This window comes from Planococcus sp. CAU13, assembly GCF_000775575.1.
Classification (GTDB): Bacteria; Bacillota; Bacilli; order Bacillales_A; family Planococcaceae; genus Planococcus.
The window spans coordinates 1-1,873 of record NZ_JRGN01000278.1; the positions used below are offsets into that span (position 1 = coordinate 1).

1 rRNA gene is annotated in these 1,873 nt (G+C 53.1%); it reads left to right on the top strand.

Features of this window, described 5'->3' with window-relative positions:
* Window positions 1–100: 100 nt before the first annotated feature.
* A 23S ribosomal RNA gene (locus tag KW93_RS13140) occupies window positions 101–1,873 on the top strand; the annotation flags it as partial.

Sequence of the window (1,873 nt, forward strand, 5' to 3'; positions counted from 1 at the left end):
CTTGTTCTTTGAAAACTGGATAAAACGACATTGAAACAAATTGAAACAACGCGATTCACAGTGAAACGGCTGAATTTTGTTCAGCCAACTTTTTAACGCAGGTTAAGTTAGAAAGGGCGCACGGTGGATGCCTTGGCACTAGGAGCCGAAGAAGGACGGCACTAACACCGATATGCTCCGGGGAGCTGTAAGTGAGCTTTGATCCGGAGATTTCCGAATGGGGAAACCCACTGCCTGTAATGGGGCAGTATCCATGTGTGAATTCATAGCACATGAGAAGGCACACCCAGGGAACTGAAACATCTAAGTACCTGGAGGAAGAGAAAGCAAATGCGATTCCCTGAGTAGCGGCGAGCGAAACGGGAACAGCCCAAACCAGGAGGCTTGCCTCCTGGGGTTGTAGGACACTCATTGCGGAGTTACAAAATCATGGCCTAAGTGAAGCGACCTGGAACGGTCCGCGATACGAGGTAACAGCCCTGTAGCTGAAAGGCCCTGATCTCCCGAGTGGATCCTGAGTACGGCGGAACACGTGAAATTCCGTCGGAATCCGGGAGGACCATCTCCCAAGGCTAAATACTCCCTAGTGACCGATAGTGAACCAGTACCGTGAGGGAAAGGTGAAAAGCACCCCGGAAGGGGAGTGAAACAGATCCTGAAACCGTGTGCCTACAAGTAGTCAAAGCCCGTTAATGGGTGATGGCGTGCCTTTTGTAGAATGAACCGGCGAGTTACGATTGCATGCAAGGTTAAGGTGAGAAGCCGGAGCCGCAGCGAAAGCGAGTCTGAACAGGGCGAGTTGAGTATGCAGTTGTAGACCCGAAACCAGGTGATCTACCCATGTCCAGGGTGAAGGTAAGGTAACACTTACTGGAGGCCCGAACCCACGCACGTTGAAAAGTGCGGGGATGAGGTGTGGGTAGCGGAGAAATTCCAATCGAACCTGGAGATAGCTGGTTCTCTCCGAAATAGCTTTAGGGCTAGCCTCAATCCGTTTGACTCCTGGAGGTAGAGCACTGTTTGGACTAGGGGCCCATCCCGGGTTACCGAATTCAGACAAACTCCGAATGCCAGTGAGTTAGGATTGGGAGTCAGACTGCGAGTGATAAGATCCGTAGTCAAGAGGGAAACAGCCCAGACCACCAGCTAAGGTCCCCAAATATCCGTTAAGTGGAAAAGGATGTGGCGTTGCTTAGACAACCAGGATGTTGGCTTAGAAGCAGCCATCATTTAAAGAGTGCGTAATAGCTCACTGGTCGAGTGACACTGCGCCGAAAATGTACCGGGGCTAAACGGATTACCGAAGCTGTGGATGGACATCGAAGATGTCCGTGGTAGGAGAGCGTTCTAAGGGCGTCGAAGCGCAACCGGAAGGATGCGTGGAGCGCTTAGAAGTGAGAATGCCGGTATGAGTAACGAAAGACGGGTGAGAATCCCGTCCACCGAATGCCTAAGGTTTCCTGAGGAAGGCTCGTCCGCTCAGGGTCAGTCGGGACCTAAGTCGAGGCCGATAGGCGTAGACGATGGCCAACAGGTTGATATTCCTGTACCACCTCCCCGCCGTTTGAGCAATGGGGGGACGCAGAAGGATAAGGCGAGCGCGCCGTTGGTTGTGCGCGTCCAAGCAGTGAGGCGGGGAATGAGGCAAATCCCATTCCCGCATACGTCAAGCTGTGACGGCAAGGAGCACTCTGCTCCGGAGTCCCTGATTTCACACTGCCAAGAAAAGCCTCTAGCGAGGCGGGAGGTGCCCGTACCGCAAACCGACACAGGTAGGCGAGAAGAGAATTCTAAGGTGAGCGAGTGAACTCTCGTTAAGGAACTCGGCAAAATGACCCCGTAACTTCGGGAGAAGGGGTGCTCTGGTAGGGTG